Source organism: Microvirga sp. ACRRW, assembly GCF_022346925.1.
Lineage (GTDB): Bacteria > Pseudomonadota > Alphaproteobacteria > Rhizobiales > Beijerinckiaceae > Microvirga.
On the sequence record NZ_JAKRNJ010000001.1, the window covers coordinates 832,898 to 855,609 of the forward strand.

Genomic DNA, 22,712 nt, shown 5'->3' on the forward strand with positions numbered 1-22,712 from the left:
GTCGCAAACGTTCCGGCCCGAATCCGACTTTAGTTGAATACAGCCGTGCTTACCTCTTAAGAGGCAGGCGCGAAGTAGGCGTTCAATACTTTGCGATAGATAGCAGTAAGCCGGTCGAGATCCGCCACCGCCACCCGTTCGTCGATCTGGTGCATGGTCTGTCCGACGAGGCCGAACTCGACCACCGGGCAATCCTTCACGATGAAGCGTGCATCCGACGTGCCGCCCGTGGTGGAGAGCTTGGGTCGGATGCCTGTCTCGGCCTCGATGGCGTCAGAGATGAAGCCCACAAACTCGTTTGGCGGCGTGAGGAACGCGATCGCGTTCGTCGGCTCCACGTGAAGCGTGTAGCGAACGCTGTTACCCGCAGCCTCGCTCAGGCGGCGGGAGATCTCCGCTTCCAGGCTCGCAGGTGTCCAAGTGTCGTTGAAGCGGATGTTGAAAGTGGCGCGCGCCTCGGCTGCAATCACATTGGAGGCGGGATTGCCCACATCGACCGTGGTCACTTCGAGGTTCGAGGCGTCGAAATGCTCCGTGCCGTGATCGAGAGGCTGGCGCAGGAGTCCCTCCAACAGGCGCATCATGCCGGGAATGGGATTATCGGCCAGATGCGGATAAGCAACGTGCCCCTGCTTGCCTTCCACGACGATCCTGCCGGTGAGCGAACCGCGCCGCCCGATCTTGATCATGTCGCCGAGCTGGTTGGGGTTGGTCGGCTCACCGAGGATGCAATGATCGAAGCGCTCGCCGCGCCCCTTCGCCCACTCGAGGAGCTTGACCGTTCCGTTGATGGCGGGCCCCTCCTCGTCTCCCGTGATGAGGAAGCCGATGGAGCCGGGAAAATCCGGGTTCTCGCGGATAAAGTCGAGCGCCGCCGCCATCATGCAGGCAACGCCGCCCTTCATGTCGACGGCGCCGCGTCCATACAACTCGCCGTTTTCGATTTCGCCACTGAACGGCCCGTGCCGCCAGCGCCCCAGATCGCCCGGCGGCACTACATCCGTGTGGCCTGCAAAAAGCAGGTACGGCTTGCCGGTGCCGTAGCGCGCGTAGAGGTTTTCGACATCGGGCGTGCCGAGCTCGGAAAAGACCGGGCGATGCACCTCGAACCCAGCCTCCTTGAGCACGCTTTCGATGAAGGACAGCGCGCCGCCCTCCTCCGGCGTCACGGAGGGGCAGCGGAGGAGCGACTGGGCGAGGAAGAGGGGTGAGGTATCCATTATCAATCCCGCAACAGCTCGTTGATGCCAGTCTTGGCGCGGGTCTGCGCGTCCACGCGCTTCACGATGATGGCGCAGTAGAGGGACGGGCCGGGAGTGCCATCGGGCAAGGGTTTGCCGGGGAGCGAGCCGGGGACGACCACCGAATAGGGCGGGACGCGGCCGATGAAGGTTTCGCCGGTATTGCGGTCGATGATCTTGGTGGAGGCGGAGATGAACACGCCCATGGAGAGCACCGAGCCCTCGCCCACGATCACGCCCTCCACCACTTCGGAGCGCGCGCCGATGAAGCAGTTGTCCTCGATGATGGTGGGGTTGGCCTGGAGCGGCTCCAGCACGCCGCCGATGCCGACGCCGCCGGAAAGATGCACGTGCTTGCCGATCTGCGCGCAGGAACCCACCGTGGCCCAGGTATCCACCATGGTGCCCTCGTCCACGAAGGCGCCGAGATTGACGAAGGACGGCATCAGCACCACGTTCGGCGCGATATAGGCGCCACGACGCACGATGCAGTTGGGAACGGCGCGGAAGCCCGCATCCCTGAAGCGGTTCTCGCCCCAACCGGCGAATTTGGAGGGCACCTTGTCCCACCAGGTCGCATCACCGGCTCCGCCCTGAATGACTTCCATGTCGTTGAGGCGGAAGGACAGGAGAACCGCTTTCTTGAGCCATTGATGAACCTGCCATTCGCCGTCGACCTGTTTCTCGGCCACGCGCGCCTTGCCGGAATCGAGAAGCTGAATGGATTCCTCAACGGCTTCGCGAATGGCTCCCTTGGTCGAGACGCCGATATTGGCGCGGTCTTCCCAGGCGGCATCGATGGTGCGGGCGAGATCGGTCAGGGACATGTGTTCTCTCGGGGCAAAAGGATGATCGTGTTTTGATTAGCAACGGGATTTGAAACTGTCATCCGCATGCGCATATCCCGATGCAGAATTCTCAAAGCCGCTTAGAACGATGTGCGTTGGCGAATGGCGGCGGAAAGCGTACCTTCGTCGAGGTAATCGAGTTCGCCGCCCACCGGTACGCCGTGCGCGAGCTTCGTCACCTTCACGGGCAGGTGGCCGAGAAGCTCGGTGATGTAATGGGCCGTCGTCTGCCCATCGACCGTGGCGTTAAGCGCGAGGATGATTTCCGCCACGCCGGGTTCGGACGCACGGGTCACGAGACGGTCGAGGTTGAGATGCTCGGGCCGCACGCCATCGAGCGGCGAGAGCACGCCGCCGAGCACGTGATATTTCGCGTTGATCGCGCCGGAGCGCTCCAACGCCCAGAGATCGGACACGTCTTCCACCACGACCAGGATCGACGGATCGCGCTTGTGATCGCGGCAGATGGTGCAGGGATCGGACGTATCGACGTTGCCGCAGGACGAGCACACCACGATCCGCTCATTGGCGACGCGCATGGCGTCGCTCAACGGATTGAGCAGCGTGTCCCGTTTCTTGATGAGATGAAGCGCGGCACGGCGCGCCGAGCGCGGGCCTAAGCCCGGCAGGCGCGCGAGTAGCTGAATCAGGCGCTCGATCTCGGGGCCGGCAACGTGCTGCGCCATGTGGGCCTCAGAACAGCTTCAGGCCGGGCGGGATCGGCAATCCCTTCGTGAGGCTTTCCATGCGCTCCTGCGCGGCGCGGTCTGCCTTGCCGCGCGCGTCGTTCATGGCGGCGACGATGAGATCCTCGAGGATCTCCTTCTCGTCCGGGTTCATGAGCGACGGATCGATGCTGATGGCTTTCAGGTTGCCCTTGCCGGAAATCTTCACGGTGACGACACCGCCGCCGGCCGTGCCTTCGACTTCGAGATTGTCCAGCTCGGCCTGCGCATCCTGCAGCTTCTGCTGCATCGCCTGAGCCTGCTTCATCAGTCCCATGATGTCTTTCATGACCGTATCCTCGAACTAAAAGAGATCGTCGTCGGCTTCCGCCTCATGCGCGGCAAGCGCATCGGCTTCGCCCAGAATTTCCGTCTCCGCATCCTCGCCCACCTTGTCCGCGCGCTCGATCACGTTGACGATCTGCGCGCCGGGGAACTTGGACAGGACAGCCTGCACGAGCGGATGATTGGCGGCGCCTTCCTTGCGCTCGCGCTCGGCGGCTTCGGCCTGAGCGCGCAAGGTGGGAGCACCCTCCTCCGAGGACAGCGACACCATCCAGCGCTGCCCGGTCCATGACTGGAGCGCACGCGACAGCTCATTGGCGATGGTGCGGTTGCCGGATTCCGCGAGGCTGAGTTCGATGTGGCCTTCCTCGAAACGCACGAGGCGCACATCGCGCTCCAATGCCGACTTCAACACGATCTCGCGCTTCTCGCCGGCGAGTGCCACCACGTCCTCGAAACGGCGAAGACGCATGGTCGGCTCTGCTTGCGCCGGTTGAGCGCGCGGCTGCGGTTGCGGCTGCGAGGTTGCAAGCGCCATGTTGCCGGAAACAGCCGGTCCGCCCGTGGGGCGCGTCGGCGCAGGCGCCGGACCGCCGGTCGGAACCGGCGCGCCGTCCTTCAGCGCGCGCAAGGCTTCGTCAGGCGTCGGCAGATCGGCGGCGTAGGCGAGGCGCACGAGCACCATCTCCGCCGCCGAGATCGGACGGTTGGAGGATTGAACCTCGGGAATGCCTTTGAGCAGCATCTGCCAGGCGCGCGAGAGCGTGCGCACCGAGAGCTTCTGCGCGTACTCCAGACCGCGCGTGCGCTCGATCTCGGAGAGCGCCGGATCCTTCGCGGCTTCAGGGATCAGCTTCAGGCGCGTGACCACATGCGAGAAGGCGGCGAGATCGGACAGGATCACCGCCGGATCGGCGCCCGCATCGTATTGCGAGCGAAGGCCTGCGAAAGCGGCTGGAACATCGCCGCGCATCACGGCTTCGAACAGGTCGAGCACCTGCGTGCGATCCGCCAGTCCCAGCATGTCGCGCACGGTGTCGGGCGTGACCACGCCCGCGCCATGGGCGATGGCCTGATCCATCAGCGAGAGCGAGTCGCGGGCCGAACCCTCCGCCGCGCGGGCAATCGCCGCGAGCGCTTCCTGCTCGGCCTGCACGCCTTCGGCCTCGCAGATGCGGCCGAGATGAGCCACGAGCTTGTCGGCCTCGATGCGGCGCAGGTCGAAGCGCTGGCAGCGGGACAGGATGGTGACGGGGACCTTGCGGATTTCCGTGGTGGCGAAGATGAACTTCGCATGCGGCGGCGGTTCTTCGAGTGTCTTCAGGAAGGCGTTGAACGCCTTCTCCGAGAGCATGTGAACCTCGTCGATGATGTAGACCTTGTAGCGGGCCGAGACCGGCGAATAGCGGATGCCGTCGATGATCTGGCGCACGTCGTCGATGCCGGTATGGGACGCGGCGTCCATCTCCAGCACGTCCACGTGGCGCGATTCCATGATCGCCTGACAATGCACGCCGAGTTCCGGCATGTGGATGGTGGGCGCGCCGGTGCCATCCTCTTTCTGGTAGTTGAGACCGCGGGCGAGAATACGGGCCGTGGTGGTCTTGCCCACGCCGCGGACACCGGTGAGCATCCAGGCCTGGGGAATGCGCCCGGTCTCGAAGGCATTTGAGAGGGTGCGCACCATCGCTTCCTGACCGATCAGGTCATCGAAGGTGCGGGGGCGATATTTGCGGGCAAGAACGCGATAAGGCGAAGCCTTCGCCTCGGGAGCGGGCGCGGCAGGGAAGCCCGGCAGGGCCGGCTCGTCGTTCAGGGGCGTGCCGGCTGTGGTGTCGTCCATCGGCTGCAAGGCTTTGGGAAACTCTGGAGCTGCTTCCACTTGCGTGGAACCATCTCTCTTTGTTGGCCGCATTTTTTGACGTCGAACCGGGGCCACTTCGCCGAAAAATGCTGTGTAAGGTGGGAGGCTGGACGAAGACCCGTTCGGTCTCGTTAGGGCTGCTTCCTTCCGGATCTGACCCGGTTGGCGAGTGAGACGTCCCTCGCCAACCTCCCAATGGCTATATGGGCGTTTCGGGCAGGGAACGCAAGTTGGAAAGACCGCTCCGGCGCGCCATCCCCGGCTTGCACAGAGGAAAGTGAAAGCAGGTCCTGGATGCGTGGCATTGTCGCTGGACCTCATGAACATGCAGGTACATCCTCGCGAGCTGATGGCTCCGAGGTTTTGGGGTCGAGGGAGGCGCGAGGAGGCGTCTGGCTCGGCTGTGTGAGTGAGAGAAGAACCCGACGGCTCCTCGCGCACGGTTCTTTTAGGCGTACACCGTGTCTTTCAACGATGGGCCTCCCGCCGACAGGCTTGCGAAGCCTGACACAGGACCGCTCCCGGCTCCGACAATCACGACGCCTCGCGAGCGCGCCCCTCATTGAGCCGGGACATCCAACCCATAGCCAAGGTTAGGACCAAAGTCAAGAACAAAAGCGGAACATGCGCCTCTGACCAAAGCACCATCCCTTTCCGCCGCTCGTCATCCCGGACGGCGCAGCCGAGCCGGGATCGTACGCAGGATGTGGCGCCACTCTCGTCCTGCGATCCCGGGTTCCGCTGCGCGGCCCCGGGATGACGTGTTGTTGCGCGGCAGGCACGCGTCATCACGGCCTCCCGTCAGACTTCCTCTTATGCGGAGACGGCTGACAGCGGGCAGCAACCTCGGCTAGATACGCTCCATGACATTCCAGCTCGATTCCCGGCTCGAGGCCGATACGATCCCCATCGGCGACCTCGCTCTCTCCTCCATCCTTCTCCTGAACGATGCCCGTTTTCCCTGGTTCGTGCTGGTGCCCCGCATCCCGAACGTGAGCGAGATCACCGACCTGTCGGACGAGCAATATGCCCAGCTCACGCAGGAAATCCGCATCGCGACGAAAGTGATGCTGGCGCTGTCCAAGCCCGACAAGGTGAATGTGGGCGCGCTCGGCAATATCGTGACCCAACTGCATGTGCATGTGATCGGCCGCTTCCGATCCGATCCAGCCTGGCCCGGTCCGGTCTGGGGCCATGGCACTCGCACGCCTTATCCGGATCACGCGGTCACCGCCCTCATAGAGCGCGCCGCCGCTCTCTTTGCTGAAGCCTGAACATGACGCGCCCCATCGGCTACATCACCAATCCTCTCGTCCGTCACAGCGCGGAGCGCGATCCCGAGGCGCTCACTAAGGCGGTCAACGACCCGAAAAGTGCCTTGGTGCTGCTTGCCGGCGACATGCCGATTCTGCGATCCGGCGAGCCTGGAACAGGCCTTCTGCCGCTTTCCACCTTGAGCCGTTTGCCTGCCCATAAAGAGCAGGTTTTTCTCGGCACGTTGCAGGACCGCCCGGTCATCGCGACGCTCGCCGCACCCGACGCTGTGGAGCTGTTCCAGAACGATCCCGATTACACGGCTGTCGATCTGCGCTCGATTGCCGTTCGCGGGCTCGTGCCGGCGGAGGAGCTCGGCATTCTCGCCATGGCGAAGACCATGCTGGACTGGCACAACCGCCACCGCTTCTGCGCCAATTGCGGTGCGCCGACGGTTGCTGCTCAGGCAGGCTTTCGCCGGGATTGCACGGCTTGCGGCGCGCAGCATTTCCCGCGCACCGATCCGGTGGTGATCATGCTGATCACGCGCGGCGACACATGCCTCATGGGCCGCCAGCCGCGCTTTGCCGACAAGGTTTATTCATGCCTCGCGGGCTTCCTGGAGCCGGGCGAGACCATCGAGAATGCGGTACGGCGCGAAGTGTTCGAGGAGGCTGGAATCCGCGTCGGCGCGGTTCGCTACATGACCTCGCAGCCCTGGCCCTTCCCGTCGAACATCATGATCGGCTGCGTCGGCGAAGCGATCAGCGAGGAGATCAACTTCGACAGAGAAGAACTCGAAGATGCTCGCTGGTTCACGAAGGACGACGTGCGGCGCATGCTGGACGGCACGCACGAGGATTTCGCAGCACCTTCCCCGATTGCGATTGCAAACCACCTTCTCAGGGAATGGGTGAAGGGCTAACTCAGCACGTCATCCCGGGGCCGCAAAGCGGAACCCGGGATCGCATGACGAGTATGGTGTCTCATTCTGCTCACGATCCCGGATCTTCTCTGCGCTTCGTCCGGGATGACGCAGTCAAACTCGCGGAATCGGCTCGAAGCGATACGCCACTTCCGTAAGCATCTGGCCGCGCACGTCGAAGCTCTGCTCAGGCCCCGCCTGTCCGCCGAGCGTTTCGTAGAAACGGCGCGCCGCACCATTCTCTTTCAGAACCCACAGGCCCACAGATCGGAATCCTTGAGCGGCCAGGTGATCGAACACCACAGCCATCAGCTTGCGCCCGAGACCCTGCCGCTTCACCTTGTCGAGCAGATAGATCGCGAAAATCTCCGCATCCGTTCCGAGAAGATCGGCGCCCTTGTTGCGGATCGGACCGCCCCGCGCGAAGCCGACGATCTCGCCGTCGGCATCCAGCGCAACGGCGAGCTTTGCCTGCGCGTCATCTTGCGCCAGAATGCCTTGCCACATATGTCTGCGCTCTTCGACGGAGAGGCCGGCAAGCGCCTCAGGCGTCATGAAATCCTTGTAGGATTCACGCCAGCCCTGAACATGCACTCTCGCGATACCATCCACATCGATCGCGAGGCCTTCGCGGATGAGAAACGTCACTCGACCTCGCGAATTTTCTCGCGGAACGGATCGGCGGAATAGACGCCGAGAATGCGTAGCTCGCGGGAGAAGAACTCGAGTTCTTCCAGCGCGCGCTTGAGGTTTGCATCCTCCGGATGGCCATCGACCTCGGCGTAGAACTGCGTCGCCAGGAATTCGCCCTCCAGCATGTAGCTTTCGAGCTTCGTCATGTTGATGCCGTTCGTCGCGAAACCGCCGAGCGCCTTGTAGAGCGCGGCGGGCAGGTTGCGCACGCGGAAGACGAAAGAGGTGACGGTCGGGCCATTGCCTGCAGGCGCCCAATGCGGCGTCTTCGACAGAACGACGAAGCGCGTGGTGTTGTGCGCCTCGTCCTCCACGTTTTCAGCGATGACCTTCAGGCCGTAGAGGTCGGCCGCCATGCGCGGCGAGAGCGAGGCGCGCGTGGGATCCTTCCACTCGGCGACCTGGCGCGCGGAGCCTGCGGTGTCGCCGGCCACATGCGCCTTCAATCCGAGCTTGCGGATGATCTTGCGGCATTGGCCGAGCGCATGGACGTGGCTGTACACGCTCTTGATCGTGCCGAGATCGGCCTCCGGCAGCGCCATAAGCTGAAAATGAATCGGCAGGAAGCCCTCGCCGATAATGTGCAGGCCGGATGTCGGCAGCAGGTGATGGATGTCCGCCACGCGGCCCGCGATCGAATTCTCGATCGGGATCATGGCAAGCCCCGCCTCGCTGTCCTTCACGGCGGCGAACGCATCCTCGAAGGTGGGGCACGGCAGCACTTCCCAATCGGGATACATCTGCGAGCAGATGATGTGGGAATTGGCTCCCGGCTCACCCTGGAACGAAATAACCTGTTTCATGCTGTTCTCCGGGCCGCGATGATTTCGCGGGCTCTGTCCAGATCGTGGGGCGTGTCGACGCCGAGCGGCACATCGTTCACCACGACCGCATCGATACGCATGCCTGCTTCCAGCGCGCGCAGCTGCTCCAGCTTCTCGCGCAGCTCCAGCGGAGACGGCTTCATGCCGACGAAGCGCTGCAGGGCTTTGCGGCGATAGGCGTAGAGGCCGATGTGGTGGTAAAGCGGGCCGTCCCCATAGGGAGCCGTGGCGCGGGTGAAGTAGAGCGCCCGGAAGCGGCCGGGGGAGACTTCCGCGCCCACCATCTTCACGACGTTGGGATTGGTCTTCTCCTCCTCGCGTTCGATTACCGCCACGAGGGTGGCGAGATCGACGGACGAATCCGCGAGAGGCGAGATGGAGGCCGCGATGGCCGCCGGGTCCACGGTCGGCAAATCGCCCTGGACGTTCACCACCACGTCGTGGCGGCCTTCCGGATCGAGCTTTTCCACAGCCTCGAAGATGCGGTCGGAGCCGGAGGCGTGGTCGGCCCGGGTCATGACCGCCCGGCCGCCGGCTTTCGCCACTGCCTCGGCTATCTCGGGCGCGTCGGTGGCAATCGCCACCGGCCCGATCCCGGCCTCCATGGCACGGCGCCAGACATGAACGATCATGGGCTCTCCCGCGATATCGGCCAGGGGCTTGTTCGGCAGGCGGGTCGCCGCAAGGCGGGCGGGAATGAGAACGAGAGGGTCGGACATGGATTCTCGAGGGTTTGAAGCTGCGCGTCCTTACCAAGGCAGGGACCATTTGTCATGGTCCGAGGCCGGCCTGCGGCCGGACCTCCGGCGGAATTCAGGCGTTTGTCAGCCAGTGCTGCGACCATAGGAGCGCCGAAAACCTCGAAGAGATCTAAAGAACCCCATTGTCAAACCCCCACCTCAACGGCTAAGCAACGCCCCGTATCTCGCGGGCGCCCGCCCGTGGAGCTGTTCTGTTTGCGCTGGGTTCGCCGTGACCAAGGCGAGGAGAGCCTGATTTATGAATATCGAGACCAATAAGATCCTGGGCGCCGTTTTCGGCACGCTTCTCTTCGTGGTTGGCGTCAAGGTCGTGGCCGAAGGCCTGTTCTCGGCTCATGCCCCTGCCGTTCCGGGCTATGATCTTCCGGCCGCCGAGGAGGCCGCTGCCGGTGGCGCCGGCGGTGCTGCCGCCGCTCCGGCTCAGCCCCTCCCCGTTCTTCTGGCCAGCGCCGACCCGGCCAAGGGCCAGGCCGCAGCCAAGAAGTGCGCCTCCTGCCACACCTTCGAAAAGGGCGGCGCGAACAAGGTCGGCCCGAACCTCTATGGCGTCGTGGGCCGCCCCGTGGCTTCCCATGAGGGCTTCAACTACTCGGGCGCCATGAAGGCCCATGGCGGCAACTGGACCTACGAGGCTCTGAACGACTTCGTTCACAACCCGAAGAAGGCCACCCCCGGCACGATCATGGCCTTTGCGGGCATCGCGACCGACAAGGAACGCGCGGACCTGCTGGCCTATCTGCGGACCCTGTCCGACAGCCCGGTGGCCTTCCCGGCCCAGTAAGCCTTTAAGCGAACACCTGAATTTGACCGAAGCCGGGCCCTCGAGCCCGGCTTTTGTTTTATTCGCGCGCCTTGCGCTCGCCCCAAGGCGCACAAAAATGTAAACCTGACGACAGACGCCTCGTCCTTCAGGAGATGCCTTGTGATCCGCACCCTTCTGCTAAGCTTCCTGGCCGCTTGCCTTACCCTCACTCCTCTTGCAGCTCAGGAAGCCCAGTGGCGGCATGGCGCGGCTCTCCTCGGAGAGCCCAAGTATCAGCCCGGCTTCAAGCATTTCGACTATGTGAACCCCAACGCTCCAAGGGGCGGACTGGTGCGGCTCGGCGCGCAGGGCACCTTCGACAGCTTCAACATCGTGGTCGCGGGCGTGAAGGGCACACCTGCCCTGGGCATCCCCCTCATCTATGAGTCTCTCGCTACTCCTTCCCTCGACGAAGCGAGTGCTGCTTATGGCCTTCTGGCGGAATCCTTCAGCTATCCGGAGGATTTTTCCTCCGTCACCTTTCGGCTCCGTCCGGAAGCCCGCTGGCATGATGGGCAGCCGATCATCGCCGAGGATGCAATCTTCTCCTTTGAGGTCCTGAAGGCCAACAGCCCCCTTTATGCCTCGTACTATGCCAACGTCGTCAAAGCCGAGAAGATTGCAGACCGGGAGGTGAAATTCACCTTCGATCAGAAAGGCAATCGCGAGCTGCCGCAGATCATGGGCCAGCTCACTATTCTGCCCAAGCATTGGTGGGAAGGCACGGCTCCGGACGGCCGCAAGCGCGATGTCACGCAGACGACACTGGAACCGCCTCTGGGTTCGGGTCCTTATCGCATCAAGAGTTTCGAGGCAGGCCGTACGGTTTCGTACGAACGCGTGAAGGATTACTGGGGCGCGGGCCTCAACGTGAATGTGGGCCAGAACAATTTCGACGAAATCCGCTTCGAGTATTATCGCGATGCGACCGTTCTGCTCGAAGCGTTCAAGGGCGACCGAACCGATTTCCGCACAGAGAATATCGCACGCAATTGGGCCACGGGTTACGATTTCCCTGCGCGCCAGGAAGGCCGTGTCGTTCTCGAGGAATTTCCCCAGCGTGCCAACGGCGTGATGCAGGCTTTCGTTTTCAATCTAAGACGCGACAAGTTCAAGGACGAGCGCGTGCGCCGTGCCTTCAATCTAGCCTTCCCCTTCGAAGAGCTCAACAAGGCCATCTTCTCGGGCCAGTATGAGCGCATCGCGAGCTACTTCCAAGGCCTCGACATTGCTTCGTCCGGTCTGCCGGAAGGACAGGAGCTCGCCATTCTCGAATCCGTGCGCGATAAGGTTCCGCAGGAGGTCTTCACGACCCCATACAAGAACCCCGTCAACGACACGCCGGACGCCGTGCGCAACAATCTGCGCGAGGCCGACCGCCTGCTGCGCGAAGCGGGCTGGGAGGCGAAAGGCGGTCGCAGAGTGAGTGCGAAAGGTGAGGTTTTCTCCGTGGAATTCCTCGGCAGCTCGCCAACGGACGAGCGGTATGTCCTTCCTTACAAGAATGTTCTCAATCGGCTCGGCATCGAGGTCAACGTGCGCATCGTCGATGACGCTCAATACATCAACCGAACCCGTTCGTTCGATTTCGACATGACCACGAATTTATGGCCGCAGACGTTGTCTCCCGGCAACGAGCAACGCGAATTCTGGGGCTCTCAAACGGCCAAGCGTGAAGGCTCGCAGAACATTGCAGGCATTACGGATCCAGGCATCGATGCCTTGATCGACAAGGTGATCTTCGCGAAAGATCGCGATGAGCTCGTCGCGGCAACGAAAGCGCTCGACCGCGTGCTTCTCGCGCACAACTACGTCGTGCCGCATTGGACATACGGAAAGCAGCGCACCGCGAGGTGGAACCGCTACAGCCATCCGGAGAACATGCCGCGCTACGGCGGCGCGGCGTTCCCGACCATCTGGTGGTATGACGAAGCCAAGGCCGCCAAGACGGGAGCACCGCGATGAGAACCTTCAATCGCCGCGCCATTCTTAAAACAGGTGCCGCGGGCGCCGTCTTGAGCATCCTCCCGAGATCCGGTTTCGCACAGGAAGGCGGAGCCGAAACCCATGGCCTCTCCGCCTTCGGCGAGCTGAAGCTTCCGCCCGATTTCAAGCATTTCGACTACGTCAATCCCGCCGCCCCCAAAGGCGGCACGCTGGTGCTGCAGATCAAGCAGGGCAGCGGCAATCAGAACTTCGACACCTTCAACACGCTCAATATCTATGTGCTGCGCGGCGACGGCGCCGCCGGCATGGGCGCGACCTTCGACTCGCTGATGGCGGGCTCTGGCGACGAGCCTGATGCGCTTTACGGCCTCGTTGCGAAAAGCGTGCGCATCTCGGACGACAAGCTGACCTACCGCTTCACCCTCCGCCCCGAAGCGCGCTTTCATGACGGCTCGAAGCTGACGGCCAAGGATGCGGCTTTCTCCCTGAATATCCTGAAGGAGAAAGGGCATCCCGTTTATCGCTCTCTGCTGACGCAGATGGCCTCCGCGACAGCCGAGGCGGACGACGTTCTGCGCGTCACATTCACGCCGCAGCGCAGCCGTGACCTGCATCTTGTGGTCGCGGCATTGCCGATCTTCTCTGAGCGCTACTGGCAGGGCAAGGATTTCGAAGCCTCTACCCTGGAAGCGCCGCTCGGCTCCGGCCCGTACAAGGTCGGCAAGTTCGAGACGGGGCGCTATATCGAGTTCGAGCGTGTGCCGGATTACTGGGCGAAAGACCTTCCGGTGAATGTGGGCCTGAACAATTTCGACCGCATCCGCTGGGAATACTTCCGCGATCGCACGGTGGCCTTCGAGGCGTTCAAGAACGGAACGCTCAACTACCATGAGGAATTCACCTCGCGCATCTGGTCAACCGGCTACGATTTTCCGGCTGTGCGCGAAGGCAAGGTGAAGAAGGAAGAGATCTCGAACGACGCGCCATCCTCCATCCAAGGCTGGTATTTCAACACGCGCCGCGAGGCTTTCAAGGACCCGCGCATCCGCGAAGCCATCGGGCTCGCATTCGATTTCGAATGGACGAACGCGAACATCATGTTCGGCCTCTACGAGCGCACCACGTCGTATTTCGAGAACAGCGACATGAAGGCGACGGGTCTGCCTTCACCCGAGGAATTGGCGCTGCTGGAGCCGTTCCGCGCTCAGCTGCCAGCCTTGGTGTTCGGCGAGCCGCCCGTACCGCCCGTCTCCGATGGATCGGGACAGGACAGGAAGCTGCTGCGCCGTGCGGACGAGCTGTTGCGCGAGGCGGGCTGCAAGCGTGAGGGCGGCGTGCTGAAATTGCCCAACGGACAGCCGCTGCGGATCGAGTTTCTCGACTCGTCCAGCTTCCTTCAGCCGCATACGCAGCCCTTCCAGGCCAACCTGAAGCGGCTCGGCATCGAGGCCTCCTCCCGCATCGTCGATGCCGCGCAATATCAGCGCCGCATGGAGGAGTTCGACTTCGACATGGCGAGCCGCAACCTCTTCGGCGGATCGACGCCCGGCGACAGCCTGCGCGTCGTCTATGGTTCGGAGGCTGCGAAAACACCCGGTTCCCAGAATATCGCGGGCATTTCCAACCCGGCCGTCGACGCGCTCGTCGAGAAGATCGCCAATGCCAAGTCGCGCCAGGAACTTAACACCGCCTGCCGCGCTCTGGACCGGGTTCTCCGTTCGGGCCATTATTGGGTGCCCATGTGGAACCGACCCAGTGAATGGATCGCCTATTGGGACCAGTTCTCACGGCCTGAGAAGAAGCCTCGCTTCTCTTCCGGCGCGCCGGGAACCTGGTGGTACGATGCCGAGAAGGCCAAGCGGATCGGACGAGGATAAGGTTTGAATACGTTCATGACGGCTCCAGCCGTGGCGGGCATGCCCCGCCTGCTTCTGCGTCTCGAAGGTTTGGCGCTGTTCGTTCTCGGCACCTGGTTTTTTGCTCAAACGGAGCAGTCGTGGGTGCTCTTCGCCGTTTTGTTCTTCAGCCCCGACTTGAGCTTTGCAGGCTACATGGCGGGACCTAAGGCTGGTGCCGCGATCTATAATGCCGCCCATACCACGCTCGGGCCTGCGCTCCTGACAGGCATCGGGCTTGCCCTGAACGCCTCTCTCCTTCTTGGGCTTGCCGCCATCTGGGCGGCGCATATCGGGTTCGACCGCATGGTGGGATACGGATTGAAATACGAAACCGCTTTCAACGACACCCATCTCGGCCGCATCGGCCGCAACAAGGCTGAAGCCTGATGCTGGCTTACATCGCACGCCGCATTCTCCTCATGATTCCGACGATCCTCGGGATCATGCTCATTTCCTTCGTGCTCGTGCAGTTCGCTCCAGGCGGACCTGTCGAGCGCATCATCGCGCAATTGCAGGGACAGGATTCGGGCGCGACCTCGCGCATTTCCGGCGGAGGCGGCGATGTCTCGGCTGGAAGCCAGAGCGCTGTCGGCGCAGGCGATGCGTCCACATCGCGCTATCGCGGCGCGCAAGGCCTCGATCCGCAATTCATCAAACAGCTGGAAGCGCAGTTCGGCTTCGACAAGCCCGCTCATGAGCGCTTCTTCAAGATGCTGTGGGATTATGCGCGCTTCGATTTCGGCAAGAGTTATTTTCGCGACATTTCCGTTCTGGAACTCATCAAGGAGAAGCTTCCGGTCTCGATCAGTTTGGGCCTATGGATGACACTCCTGTCCTACGCCATCTCGATTCCGCTCGGCATCAGGAAAGCGATCCGCGACGGCTCGTCCTTCGACATCTGGACTTCGGCCATCGTGATCGTCGGCTATGCAATTCCAGGCTTCCTCTTTGCGATCCTACTCATCGTTCTCTTCGCGGGCGGATCGTTCTGGCAGTTCTTTCCCTTGCGCGGCCTGACCTCCGAGAACTGGGCTCTCCTGCCGTGGTACATGCAGATCGCCGATTACTTCTGGCATCTCGTGCTGCCAATCACCGCCATGGCGCTCGGCGCTTTCGCCACCTCGACGCTTCTCACGAAGAACTCCTTCCTCGACGAGATCCGCAAGCAGTACGTGCTCACCGCCCGCATGAAGGGGCTGTCCGAGCGGCAGGTGCTTTACGGCCACGTGTTCCGCAATGCCATGCTGATCGTCATCGCCGGTTTCCCGGGCGCCTTCATCAGCGCCTTCTTCGCGGGCTCGCTTCTCATCGAGACGATCTTCTCCCTCGACGGCCTTGGGCTTCTCTCTTTCGAATCCATCGTGAACCGCGACTATCCGGTGGTGTTCGCCAACCTCTACATCTTCTCCCTCATGGGATTAGTGGTGAACCTGCTTTCCGATCTCACCTATACCTGGATCGATCCGCGGATCGATTTCGAGACCAGGGAGGCGTGAGATGTTGAAGCAATCATGCCTTCTTGTCATTCCCGGCCGGAGCGCAGCGAAGGGGAAGGGAATCCATAGCGCCGCACCCAGTCGTGGATCCCCTTCCCTCGCCTGCGGCTCGCCGGGGATGACACAGAGCGGAGGCGCGCAATGAACGAGAACGTTCCCGTCGTTTCCCCTGCCGCCTCGCCCGTCGCGCCGCCGCTGCCGAAAGAAGGCTTCATTAAGCTCTCGCCATTGAACCGGCGGCGGTTTGCGAACTTCAAGGCGAACAGGCGTGGCTATTGGTCGTTCTGGATCTTCCTGGTCCTGTTCGTCTTGAGCCTGTTTGCCGAGCTCATCGCCAACGACAAGCCGATCCTCGCCTCCTACAAGGGCGAGCTGCTTTATCCCGCCTTTGTGGATTACCCGGAGGAGAAGTTCGGCGGCTTCCTGGCGCAGACCGATTATCGTGATCCCGTCATTTCAAAAGAGATCCAGGAGAATGGGTGGCTCCTCTGGGCGCCAATCCGTTTCTCCTACAATACGCACAACCTCGACCTTCCGGTGCCCGCGCCTGCGCCGCCCACGTGGATGCTCACCGACGAGCAATGCCGCCCCATCGCGGAGCGCAATGGCGGCACGGGCTGCGACAGCATCGAGTGGAACTGGCTCGGCACCGACGACCAAGGCCGCGATGTAGTGGCACGATTGATCTACGGCTTCCGCATCTCCGTTCTCTTCGGTCTGATCCTCGCCGGCATCTCGTCCGTCATCGGCATTCTCGCGGGCGCGGTGCAGGGCTATTACGGTGGCTGGATCGATCTCATCGCGCAGCGCTTCATCGAAATCTGGACCGCGATCCCTTCCCTCTACCTGCTCATCATCATTTCCGCGATCATCACGCCGAGCTTCTTCGTGCTGCTCGGCATCCTGCTGCTCTTCTCCTGGGTGTCTCTGGTGGGCGTGGTGCGCGCAGAGTTCCTGCGCGCCAGAAACTTCGAATACGTACGCGCCGCGCGCGCCCTGGGGCTCTCGAACGCCACTATCATGTTCAAGCACCTTCTGCCGAACGCGATGGTCGCGACCTTGACCTTCATGCCGTTCATCATCAACGGCTCGATCACGACGCTCACCTCTCTCGACTTCCTCGGCTTCGGCCTGCCGCCAGGCTCTCCCTCGCTCGGAGAATTGCTGGCGCAAGGCAAGGCCAACCTGCAGGCCCCCTGGCTCGGCCTTGCCGGGTTCTTCGTGATCGCTCTGATGCTCAGCCTCCTCATCTTCATCGGCGAAGCGGTGCGTGACGCCTTCGATCCGAGAAAGACATTCCGATGACAGAGCCTCTGCTTTCCGTCCAAGACCTCTCCGTCGCGTTCCGACAGGGCGAGCGTGACACGCTGGCGGTGGACCGCATCTCGTTCGACATCATGCCGGGCGAGACGGTGGCGCTGGTGGGCGAGTCGGGTTCCGGCAAGTCGGTTTCGGCTCTGTCTATCCTGAAGCTTCTGCCCTACCCGTCCGCGCATCATCCGTCGGGCAAGGTCCTGTTCAAGGGCAAGGACCTGATCGCCTTGACGGAAGACGAAATGCGCCGGGTGCGCGGCGACGACATCACCATGGTGTTCCAGGAGCCGATGACCTCGCTCAATCCGCTTCACACCATCGACCGGCAAATCGGCGAGATCCTGAAGCTTCACAAAGGCCTCTCCGACAGGGACGCGCGCGCCCGCACGCTGGAGCTGTTGCAGCTCGTCGGCATCCGCGATGCGGAGTCGAGGCTGAAAGCCTATCCGCATCAGCTCTCCGGCGGCCAGCGCCAGCGCGTGATGATCGCCATGGCGCTCGCGAACGAGCCCGATCTTCTCATCGCGGATGAGCCGACGACGGCACTCGACGTGACGGTGCAGGCGCAGATCCTGAAACTTCTCGCCGAGCTGAAAGCCAAGCTCGGCATGTCCATGCTCTTCATCACGCACGATCTCGGCATCGTGCGCAAAGTTGCCGACCGCGTCTGCGTGATGCTGGGCGGCAAGATCGTCGAGCATGGAACGGTGGCAGAGGTTTTCGACAACCCGCAGCACGCCTACACGCAGAAACTTCTCGCCGCCGAGCCGAAGGGCCGCGCCAATCCGGTCGAAGCGAGCGCGCCCGTGATCGTCGAAGCGGGTCCGATCAAAGTGTGGTTTCCGATCAAGCGCGGCTTCTTCCAGAAAACAGTTGGCCACGTGAAGGCTGTGGACGGCGTTTCGGTGCGCGTGCGCAAGGGTGAGACGGTGGGCGTGGTGGGCGAATCCGGCTCAGGAAAAACCACGCTCGGCCTCGCCATCCTGCGCCTCGTGCAATCGGAAGGCCCCATCGTCTTTCTCGGCAACCGCGTCGACAATTTGCGCTCGCGCGAGATCCGCCCCATGCGGAAAGATCTCCAGGTGGTGTTCCAGGACCCTTACGGCTCGCTCTCGCCGCGCATGTCGGTGGCCGAGATCGTGGAGGAAGGCCTGCTCGTTCAGGACAAGGGCCTCGATTACCGGCAACGCCGCGATGTAGTGGCGAGGGCCCTGCACGATGTGGGCCTCGACCCCGCCACCATGGACCGCTATCCGCATGAATTCTCCGGCGGTCAGCGCCAGCGCATCGCCATTGCCCGCGCCATGGCGCTGGAGCCGCAGTTCATTCTGCTCGACGAGCCGACATCGGCGCTCGACATGTCCGTGCAGGCGCAGATCGTGGAACTCCTGCGCGACCTTCAGAAGCGCCGCGACCTCGCCTATATGTTCATCAGCCACGATTTGAAGGTGGTCCGCGCGCTCGCGAACCACGTGATGGTAATGCAGAACGGCAAGGTCGTCGAGGAAGGGCCGGCGGAAACGATCTTCACCGCGCCTCGCACGGAATACACAAAGGCGCTGTTCGCGGCGGCGTTCAACCTGGAGACGGCCGGAGACAATTCGGTTCGCCAATGACACAGGGCAACCCATATCATCATGGCAGGCTCCCTCATGAATTTGCAGCATCGCATCTTTCGACGTAATGCCGTATCAATTGCCTCTCTGACGGCTTGAAGGACTTCAATATGGCACGTGCTCTCCTCATCGTTCTCGATTCCGTCGGCATCGGCGGGGCTGAAGATGCGGATTCCTATGGCGATGTCGGCGCCGATACCGTCGGGCACATTGCCGAGGCCTGCGCCGAGGGCCGTGGCGACCAGCAAGGCTTGCGCCAGGGACCGCTTCACCTGCCTCATATGACGGCTTTGGGCTTGGGCTTGGCCTGTGAGGCCTCCACGGGCCGCCTGCCGCCGAACTTAAGCCCTCAAGGTGCATTGAAAGGCGCATGGGGCTACGGCGTCGAGACCTCCAAGGGCAAGGATACGCCGTCCGGCCATTGGGAGATCGCGGGCGTTCCGGTCACGTTCGATTGGGGCTATTTCCCCAACACGGTTCCGACCTTCCCGCAAAAGCTCACGCATGCGCTGATCGAGCGCGCGAAGCTTCCGGGCATTCTCGGCGACAAGCATGCCTCGGGCACGGCCATCATCGATGAGTTCGCCGTCGAGCACTTAAGGACCGGCAAGCCGATCTGCTACACCTCCGTCGACAGCGTGCTGCAGATCGCGGCGCATGAGGAAACGTTCGGGTTGGAGCGGCTCTACGAAGTGTGCCGGATCGCGCGCGAACTCTGCGACGAATACAAGATCGGCCGTGTGATCGCGCGGCCGTTCCAGGGCACGCCGGAAACCGGTTTCAAGCGCACGGGCAACCGCAAGGATTTCGCAACGCCTCCGCCGTCCGACACCATTCTCGATACGCTGACGAAGGCGGGACATGCAGTAGTTACTGTCGGCAAGATCGGCGACATCTTCGCCCATCGCAGCACCGGCAAGGAAGTGAAGCCCAACGGCAACGATGCCTGCCTGTCTGCGGCCATCGACGCCATGAAGACGCTGCCGGATGGCGGTTTCGTGTTCGCGAACCTTGTCGATTTCGACAGCGAGTTCGGCCACCGCCGCGACATTCCAGGCTATGCGGCGGCGTTGGAGGCTTTCGACGGGCGCGTGCCGGAAATCGAAGCTGCGCTGCAAGAGGGCGACATTGTCATCATCACTGCCGATCACGGCAACGACCCCTCCTGGCAAGGCACCGACCATACCCGCGAACACGTGCCGATCCTCTGCTTCGGTCCAGGCGTGAAGCCCGGCAGCGTAGGGCGGCGGGAAAGCTTTGCCGATATTGGAGCGAGCGTCCTGGCTCATGTGGGCGTTGCCAATCCCGGCAAGGGAAAGTCGTGGATCTGATCCGACGTCATCCCGGACGAAGCGCAGCGGAGATCCGGGATCGTCTTCAGAATATGGCGCTCTTATCGGCATGCGATCCCTGGTTCTGCTCCGCAGCCCCGGGATGACGCCTTGAACGATACCTTGGCCCTAGGGCTTCGCTGCCGCACCCTACGCTTGAGCCGTTGACGGCAACGCAACTTTGGCTCAGTCTTCCACAGATCGTAAGGAGACTTTCCTGACGATCCGTTGGGGGAGTCTTCCCGTTCTCGCGTGGAAGATCATTCATGAGCACGCCTAACCGCTCGACCCATATCCGGCTCACCTCTCACCCCGAGCCGAATGCAGGCACCATCAAGCATCCAATCCATTGGGGCGCCAAGGACCCGCATGAGCGCGGGCCGATCATCGGCACCGTGACCAATCCCGGCGACCGCAACGTGATCGGCGCGCATGGCGGCTCCTATTCCCTCTATCGGGCCTTGGCGATTTCGGCGCGCGCGCTCAATCCCCTCGCGCGGCCCGACCTTCACAACACGCATCCCACCGCCGAAATCGGCCCGCATCCGCAATGGTTCGAGAACGGCAAGATCGTCTCCCTCGACCCCTGGGGTCACATGGTTGGAGATGTCTTCAAGGACGAGATCGCGAGCGGCCACGACATCCGGCCCTCTATCGCGGTGACGAAAGCGCGCCTCAACATGCCGGAAATCCTCTCCGCCATGGGCGCGAAGCGATTGAAGGCCGATGGCGGTTTCCTGCATGAATCCGGCGACATTTCGGTGACGAAGATCGCGGTCGATCCCGTGTGGTATCTGCCGGGCATCGCGGAGCGCTTCGGCTGCACGGAAGGAGAATTGCGCCGCACGTTGTTCGAGCAGACCGGCGGCATGTTCCCCGAACTCGTAACGCGTCCCGACATGAGCGTATTCCTGCCGCCCATCGGCAACACGACCGTGTATGTGGTGGGCGACGTGTCGCGCCTGAGCGATCCGAAAACACGCATCGCCTGCCGCGTGCATGACGAGTGCAACGGCTCCGACGTTTTCGGCTCCGACATCTGCACATGCCGTCCTTACCTCGTGCACGGCATCGAGGAATGCGTGCGGGAAGCTCAAGAAGGCGGCGTCGGCGTGATTGCCTATAACCGCAAGGAAGGCCGCGCGCTCGGCGAAGTCACGAAGTTCCTTGTCTACAATGCGCGCAAGCGGCAGGAAGGCGGCGATTCAGCATCCACCTATTTCGAGCGTACGGAATGCGTGGCGGGTGTGCAGGATGCGCGCTTCCAGCAGCTCATGCCCGATGTGCTGAACTGGCTCGGCATCCGCCGTATCGACAGGCTCATGTCCATGTCGAACATGAAGTACGACGCTATCGTCGGCTCCGGCATCGAGGTGGTGGAGCGCGTGCCCATTCCGGCCGAACTGGTGCCACCGGATGCGCAGGTCGAGATCGAGGCCAAGAAGGCCGCCGGCTATTACACGCCGGACGGAACGCCGGACTCATCCGAACTCGACAAGGTGAAAGGCCGCGATCTCGAGCGCTTTTAACCTTCTCCACAACCGGTTGGGTGCGAGAGTGCGGCCCGGCCCTAAGTCTATGCTATCGCTCTTCACCTTAGAGCAGCGGAGCCCTGCGTGACGGACCAGCCGAATTCCTCCCCTGAGACACAAGCCGCCCGTACGCTTCTGAATGCTGCGGCGGTGCGCGAGCGCTCCCATCAATTGCTGAACGCGGGCCTTGAGGGGCGGCTGCAGCATTTCACCGTGGACCTGAACCGCCTGGAGCCCTGCGCCGACGAGGTGGTGAAAACGATCCGTGAGGCCTACCCTTCGCTCGACATCCCCTTCCATGCCCGCTGGCGGCATTTCGCGGCCGGAGGCCATGACCGCTGGGACGCGGTGATGCATGGCGCGCCCTGGACGAATGCGGGCGACATGGCCCGGGCGGCCTTCGACCTCGCCATCGTTTCCGTGCTGCTCGATGCGGGTGCCGGCCCGCAATGGCGCTATCAGGAAGGCCGCACGGGCGAGACCTATACCCGCTCCGAGGGTCTGGCAGTCGCGAGCTTCGACATGTTCGTGGGCGGCGCCTTTTCCAGCAGGCCTGATGACCCTTTCCGCGTCGATGCGGATGTGCTCATGGCGCTGACGGCAGACGATCTTGCCGAAGGCTTCCAGGTTTCCGCAGATAACCCGCTCGTGGGGCTCGAAGGCCGCGCTGCGCTCCTGAATCGCTTGGGCCGCGTCGTGGCGACCAATCCCGATATTTTCGGGCAGGTGGACGATCCCCGTCCCGGCGGCCTTGTCGACGTGATCGTGGCGACAGCCGAGGGCGACGACATCAAGGCAACCTCCATTCTGGAGGCACTGCTCACCTATCTCGGTCCCATCTGGCCCGGCCGCATCACCTTGGGCGGCGTCGATCTCGGCGATACCTGGCGCCATCCCCTGGTGGAGGCGCCGGACGCCACGAAAGGGCTCATCCCCTTCCACAAACTCTCCCAGTGGCTCTCCTATTCGCTGATCGAGCCCCTGGAATGGGCCGGCTATAATGTGACCGACGTCAACGGGCTCACGGGCCTGCCGGAATACCGCAATGGCGGCCTTTTCCTCGACACGGGCGTGATCGTCCTGAAGGACCCCGAGGACGCCAAAAAGGCACATGCGGTGGATTCCCCCCTCGTGGTGGAGTGGCGGGCCTTGACGGTTGCTCTTTTGGACCGCATTGCCGATCCGATCCGCGCCCGGCTCGGGTTTACCGCCGAGGACTTTCCTCTCGCGAAGGCACTCGAAGGCGGCACCTGGGCAACGGGGCGCAGATTGGCCAAGGAGAAGCGCGGCGACGGCTCGCCGCCTCTCAGCGTGATCAGTGACGGAACGGTGTTTTGAGGATTGAGCCTATGACGA

General features: G+C 62.7%; 20 protein-coding genes and 1 other RNA gene. 12 read left to right on the forward strand and 9 right to left on the reverse strand.

Translation table 11 applies throughout. From position 1 onward, the window contains the following. Window positions 1-56: 56 nt before the first annotated feature. The 6 genes from dapE to ffs all read right to left on the reverse strand — a co-directional run bounded on the left by dapE (window position 57) and on the right by ffs (window position 5,158). Window positions 57-1,220, reverse strand: coding sequence for a succinyl-diaminopimelate desuccinylase (gene dapE, locus MHY87_RS04140; RefSeq protein WP_239349627.1), 1,164 nt, complete (start codon window positions 1,218-1,220; stop codon window positions 57-59). Between the two features lie 2 nt (window positions 1,221-1,222). Next, window positions 1,223-2,068, reverse strand: coding sequence for a 2,3,4,5-tetrahydropyridine-2,6-dicarboxylate N-succinyltransferase (gene dapD, locus MHY87_RS04145; protein ID WP_239349629.1), 846 nt, complete (start codon window positions 2,066-2,068; stop codon window positions 1,223-1,225). A 101-nt stretch (window positions 2,069-2,169) separates the two neighbouring features. Further along, window positions 2,170-2,775, reverse strand: a complete 606-nt coding sequence (gene recR / locus MHY87_RS04150; protein WP_239349631.1) for a recombination mediator RecR — start codon at window positions 2,773-2,775, stop codon at window positions 2,170-2,172. A gap of 7 nt (window positions 2,776-2,782) precedes the next feature. Then, window positions 2,783-3,103 (reverse strand): YbaB/EbfC family nucleoid-associated protein, encoded by a 321-nt coding sequence (locus MHY87_RS04155; protein WP_239349633.1) that lies wholly within the window; start codon window positions 3,101-3,103, stop codon window positions 2,783-2,785. A 15-nt stretch (window positions 3,104-3,118) separates the two neighbouring features. Then, the gene (locus tag MHY87_RS04160) at window positions 3,119-4,942 is read right to left on the reverse strand and encodes a DNA polymerase III subunit gamma/tau (protein WP_239349635.1); all 1,824 of its coding nucleotides are present in this window, start codon (window positions 4,940-4,942) and stop codon (window positions 3,119-3,121) included. 117 nt (window positions 4,943-5,059) lie between these two features. Beyond that, window positions 5,060-5,158, reverse strand: an RNA gene (ffs, locus tag MHY87_RS04165) — signal recognition particle sRNA small type. 668 nt (window positions 5,159-5,826) lie between these two features. Between ffs and MHY87_RS04170 the strand changes: the two genes are divergently transcribed. Further along, complete coding sequence (locus tag MHY87_RS04170) at window positions 5,827-6,237, forward strand: HIT domain-containing protein (protein WP_239349637.1); 411 nt, start codon at window positions 5,827-5,829, stop codon at window positions 6,235-6,237. Window positions 6,238-6,239: 2 nt separating this feature from the next. Next, window positions 6,240-7,142 carry an NAD(+) diphosphatase gene (gene nudC, locus MHY87_RS04175; RefSeq protein WP_239349639.1) on the forward strand — a complete coding sequence of 301 codons (903 nt, stop codon included), beginning with the start codon at window positions 6,240-6,242 and terminating at the stop codon, window positions 7,140-7,142. 114 nt (window positions 7,143-7,256) lie between these two features. Here the strand turns inward: nudC and MHY87_RS04180 are convergent, their stop codons facing one another. From MHY87_RS04180 to MHY87_RS04190, 3 genes are read right to left on the reverse strand one after another with little or no spacing between them, the layout of a single operon-like run. Further along, a complete protein-coding gene (locus MHY87_RS04180) occupies window positions 7,257-7,790 on the reverse strand; it encodes a GNAT family N-acetyltransferase (protein ID WP_239349641.1) in 534 nt (177 codons plus the stop codon). After that, the gene (locus MHY87_RS04185; protein ID WP_239349643.1) at window positions 7,787-8,638 is read right to left on the reverse strand and encodes a prephenate dehydratase; all 852 of its coding nucleotides are present in this window, start codon (window positions 8,636-8,638) and stop codon (window positions 7,787-7,789) included. Before MHY87_RS04185 ends, MHY87_RS04180 begins: the two co-directional genes overlap by 4 nt. Continuing rightward, window positions 8,635-9,378 (reverse strand): 3-deoxy-manno-octulosonate cytidylyltransferase, encoded by a 744-nt coding sequence (locus MHY87_RS04190; protein ID WP_239349645.1) that lies wholly within the window; start codon window positions 9,376-9,378, stop codon window positions 8,635-8,637. Before MHY87_RS04190 ends, MHY87_RS04185 begins: the two co-directional genes overlap by 4 nt. Window positions 9,379-9,658: 280 nt before the next feature. On the opposite strand from MHY87_RS04190, the gene MHY87_RS04195 reads away from it, so the two are divergent. From MHY87_RS04195 to MHY87_RS04240, 10 genes are all read left to right on the forward strand, one after another. Beyond that, the gene (locus tag MHY87_RS04195; protein ID WP_239349647.1) at window positions 9,659-10,201 is read left to right on the forward strand and encodes a cytochrome c family protein; all 543 of its coding nucleotides are present in this window, start codon (window positions 9,659-9,661) and stop codon (window positions 10,199-10,201) included. A 141-nt stretch (window positions 10,202-10,342) separates the two neighbouring features. Next, window positions 10,343-12,187: an extracellular solute-binding protein gene (locus MHY87_RS04200; RefSeq protein WP_239349649.1), complete on the forward strand. Its 1,845-nt coding sequence runs from the start codon at window positions 10,343-10,345 to the stop codon at window positions 12,185-12,187. Beyond that, on the forward strand, window positions 12,184-14,046 hold the full coding sequence (locus tag MHY87_RS04205; protein ID WP_239349651.1) for an extracellular solute-binding protein: 1,863 nt from the start codon (window positions 12,184-12,186) through the stop codon (window positions 14,044-14,046). The genes MHY87_RS04200 and MHY87_RS04205 overlap by 4 nt, the downstream gene beginning before the upstream one ends. A 15-nt stretch (window positions 14,047-14,061) precedes the next feature. Beyond that, complete coding sequence (locus MHY87_RS04210; protein WP_239349653.1) at window positions 14,062-14,454, forward strand: DUF4260 domain-containing protein; 393 nt, start codon at window positions 14,062-14,064, stop codon at window positions 14,452-14,454. Next, on the forward strand, window positions 14,454-15,563 hold the full coding sequence (locus MHY87_RS04215) for a microcin C ABC transporter permease YejB (protein WP_239349655.1): 1,110 nt from the start codon (window positions 14,454-14,456) through the stop codon (window positions 15,561-15,563). The genes MHY87_RS04210 and MHY87_RS04215 overlap by 1 nt, the downstream gene beginning before the upstream one ends. Before the next feature lie 141 nt (window positions 15,564-15,704). Then, complete coding sequence (locus tag MHY87_RS04220) at window positions 15,705-16,868, forward strand: ABC transporter permease (RefSeq protein WP_239349657.1); 1,164 nt, start codon at window positions 15,705-15,707, stop codon at window positions 16,866-16,868. Then, the gene (locus MHY87_RS04225; protein ID WP_239349659.1) at window positions 16,865-18,493 is read left to right on the forward strand and encodes an ABC transporter ATP-binding protein; all 1,629 of its coding nucleotides are present in this window, start codon (window positions 16,865-16,867) and stop codon (window positions 18,491-18,493) included. Before MHY87_RS04220 ends, MHY87_RS04225 begins: the two co-directional genes overlap by 4 nt. A 110-nt stretch (window positions 18,494-18,603) precedes the next feature. Continuing rightward, a complete protein-coding gene (locus MHY87_RS04230) occupies window positions 18,604-19,824 on the forward strand; it encodes a phosphopentomutase (RefSeq protein ID WP_239349661.1) in 1,221 nt (406 codons plus the stop codon). 266 nt (window positions 19,825-20,090) lie between these two features. After that, on the forward strand, window positions 20,091-21,353 hold the full coding sequence (locus tag MHY87_RS04235; RefSeq protein WP_239349663.1) for a GTP cyclohydrolase II: 1,263 nt from the start codon (window positions 20,091-20,093) through the stop codon (window positions 21,351-21,353). A gap of 87 nt (window positions 21,354-21,440) precedes the next feature. Next, window positions 21,441-22,694, forward strand: a complete 1,254-nt coding sequence (locus tag MHY87_RS04240) for a URC4/urg3 family protein (protein WP_239349665.1) — start codon at window positions 21,441-21,443, stop codon at window positions 22,692-22,694. The last annotated feature ends 18 nt before the right edge of the window (window positions 22,695-22,712 follow it).

Coding starts and splice junctions, on each gene's coding strand:
- dapE (WP_239349627.1), bottom strand. CDS start 1,220: ATGGATACCTCACCCCTCTTCCTCGCCCAGTCGCTCCTCCGCTGCCCC.
- dapD (WP_239349629.1), bottom strand. CDS start 2,068: ATGTCCCTGACCGATCTCGCCCGCACCATCGATGCCGCCTGGGAAGAC.
- recR (WP_239349631.1), bottom strand. CDS start 2,775: ATGGCGCAGCACGTTGCCGGCCCCGAGATCGAGCGCCTGATTCAGCTA.
- MHY87_RS04155 (WP_239349633.1), bottom strand. CDS start 3,103: ATGAAAGACATCATGGGACTGATGAAGCAGGCTCAGGCGATGCAGCAG.
- MHY87_RS04160 (WP_239349635.1), bottom strand. CDS start 4,942: ATGGACGACACCACAGCCGGCACGCCCCTGAACGACGAGCCGGCCCTG.
- MHY87_RS04170 (WP_239349637.1), top strand. CDS start 5,827: ATGACATTCCAGCTCGATTCCCGGCTCGAGGCCGATACGATCCCCATC.
- nudC (WP_239349639.1), top strand. CDS start 6,240: ATGACGCGCCCCATCGGCTACATCACCAATCCTCTCGTCCGTCACAGC.
- MHY87_RS04185 (WP_239349643.1), bottom strand. CDS start 8,638: ATGAAACAGGTTATTTCGTTCCAGGGTGAGCCGGGAGCCAATTCCCAC.
- MHY87_RS04190 (WP_239349645.1), bottom strand. CDS start 9,378: ATGTCCGACCCTCTCGTTCTCATTCCCGCCCGCCTTGCGGCGACCCGC.
- MHY87_RS04195 (WP_239349647.1), top strand. CDS start 9,659: ATGAATATCGAGACCAATAAGATCCTGGGCGCCGTTTTCGGCACGCTT.
- MHY87_RS04205 (WP_239349651.1), top strand. CDS start 12,184: ATGAGAACCTTCAATCGCCGCGCCATTCTTAAAACAGGTGCCGCGGGC.
- MHY87_RS04210 (WP_239349653.1), top strand. CDS start 14,062: ATGACGGCTCCAGCCGTGGCGGGCATGCCCCGCCTGCTTCTGCGTCTC.
- MHY87_RS04215 (WP_239349655.1), top strand. CDS start 14,454: ATGCTGGCTTACATCGCACGCCGCATTCTCCTCATGATTCCGACGATC.
- MHY87_RS04220 (WP_239349657.1), top strand. CDS start 15,705: ATGAACGAGAACGTTCCCGTCGTTTCCCCTGCCGCCTCGCCCGTCGCG.
- MHY87_RS04225 (WP_239349659.1), top strand. CDS start 16,865: ATGACAGAGCCTCTGCTTTCCGTCCAAGACCTCTCCGTCGCGTTCCGA.
- MHY87_RS04230 (WP_239349661.1), top strand. CDS start 18,604: ATGGCACGTGCTCTCCTCATCGTTCTCGATTCCGTCGGCATCGGCGGG.
- MHY87_RS04235 (WP_239349663.1), top strand. CDS start 20,091: ATGAGCACGCCTAACCGCTCGACCCATATCCGGCTCACCTCTCACCCC.